This window comes from Sphingomonas sp. YR710, assembly GCF_900101455.1.
Taxonomy (GTDB): domain Bacteria; phylum Pseudomonadota; class Alphaproteobacteria; order Sphingomonadales; family Sphingomonadaceae; genus Rhizorhabdus.
On the sequence record NZ_FMZJ01000042.1, the window covers coordinates 1 to 1,896 of the forward strand.

The following is a 1,896-nucleotide window of genomic DNA, read 5'->3' on the forward strand; positions in this document are numbered from 1 at the left end:
GCTGTTCTTCCTTAACGCCGCCAATACGGTGGCGACGATCGTTTCGGCATCGAGGCCGGCATCGGCATATTGCTTTTCGGGTTTGTCATGATCCTGGAAGACATCGGGCAGGCGCAGGGTTCTGAGCTTCAGGCCGTTGTCGATAAGCCCCTGATCGGAAGCGAGGGTGAGCACATGCGCGCCGAGGCCCCCGATCGCGCCTTCCTCGATCGTGATCGCTACCTCATGGGTGGTGAGCAGCCGGGAAATCAGCGTCTCGTCGAGCGGCTTGGCGAAGCGCAGGTCGGCGACGCTGGTCGACAGACCCAGCGCCTCGAGCTGGTCGGCCGCCTTCAGCGCCTCCTCGAGGCGCGTTCCCAGCGACAGGATCGCCACCGTCTTGCCCTCGCGCACCATCCGGCCCTTGCCGATCTCGAGCCGTTCGGGCGTGGCCGGGATCGCCACCCCGGTGCCGTTGCCGCGCGGATAGCGCAGGGCGATCGGCCCGCTGTCGTGGAGCGCGGCGGTGTGGACCATATGGGTGAGCTCGGCCTCGTCGGCCGCCGCCATCACCACCATGTTGGGCAGGGTCGCCAGATAGGTGACGTCGAAGCTGCCGGCATGGGTCGCCCCGTCGGCACCGACCAGCCCGGCGCGGTCGATCGCGAAGCGGACGGGCAGGTTCTGGAGCGCCACGTCATGGACGACCTGATCATATGCGCGCTGCAGGAAGGTCGAATAGATCGCGCAGAACGGGCGGAAGCCCTGCGCGGCGAGCCCGGCGGCGAAGGTGACGGCATGCTGCTCGGCGATGCCGACATCGAAGCTGCGATCGGGATAGGCGTTCTGGAAGATATCGAGCCCGGTGCCCGAGGGCATCGCCGCGGTGATCGCGCAGATCCGGTCGTCGCGCGCGGCCTCGGCGGCCAGTGCTTTGGCGAACACGCTCGTATAGCTTGGCGGCCCCGGCGGCGCCTTCGCCTGCACGCCCGAGATCACGTCGAACTTCTGCACGCCATGATATTTGTCGGCCGCCGCCTCGGCCGGGCCATAGCCCTTGCCCTTCTGGGTGACGACATGGACCAGGATCGGCCCCTCATCGGTATCGCGGACATTTTCGAGCACCGGCAGCAGATGATCGAGATTGTGGCCGTCGACCGGGCCGACATAATAAAAGCCCAGCTCCTCGAACAATGTGCCACCGGTCGCCATGCCGCGCGCATAGCCCTCGGCACGCTTGGCGGCATCGTGCATCGGCCGCGGCAGCTTGCGCGCGATCCTCTTGGCGAAATCGCGCACCGACAGGAACGGCCGCGACGACACGATCTGCGCGAGATAGGCCGACAAGGCGCCGACCGGCGGCGCGATCGACATGTCATTGTCGTTGAGGATCACGATCAGCCGGTTGCCCGCCTGCTTGGCATTGTTCATCGCCTCATAGGCCATGCCCGCCGACATCGCGCCGTCGCCGATCACCGCAATCGCGCGGCCCGGCTGGTTGGCCAGCTTGTTCGCCACCGCAAAACCCAGCGCCGCCGAAATCGAGGTCGAGCTGTGCGCCGCCCCGAACGGATCATATTCGCTCTCGGAACGCTTGGTGAAACCCGACAGGCCGCCGCCCTGCCGCAGCGAGCGGATCCGGTCGCGCCGGCCGGTCAGGATCTTGTGCGGATAGGCCTGATGCCCGACATCCCAGATCAGCACGTCGCGTGGCGTCTCGAACACATGGTGGAGCGCCACCGTCAGTTCGACCACGCCCAGCCCGGCCCCCAGATGCCCGCCGGTCACCGAAACCGCCGATATCATCTCCTGCCGCAACTCGTCCGCCAGCTGCCGCAACTGCGATGCCTTGAGCATCCGCAGATCCGCCGGAACGGATATGGTGTCGAGCAATGGGGTGACAGGGCGATCGGTCAT

At 66.6% G+C, this 1,896-nt stretch carries 1 protein-coding gene; it reads right to left on the reverse strand.

Annotated features, from left to right (window positions below):
• Positions 1 to 1,896 (reverse strand): 1-deoxy-D-xylulose-5-phosphate synthase (dxs, locus tag BLS13_RS20175; protein WP_093454817.1); only part of this gene is annotated, 1,896 nt, incomplete at both ends.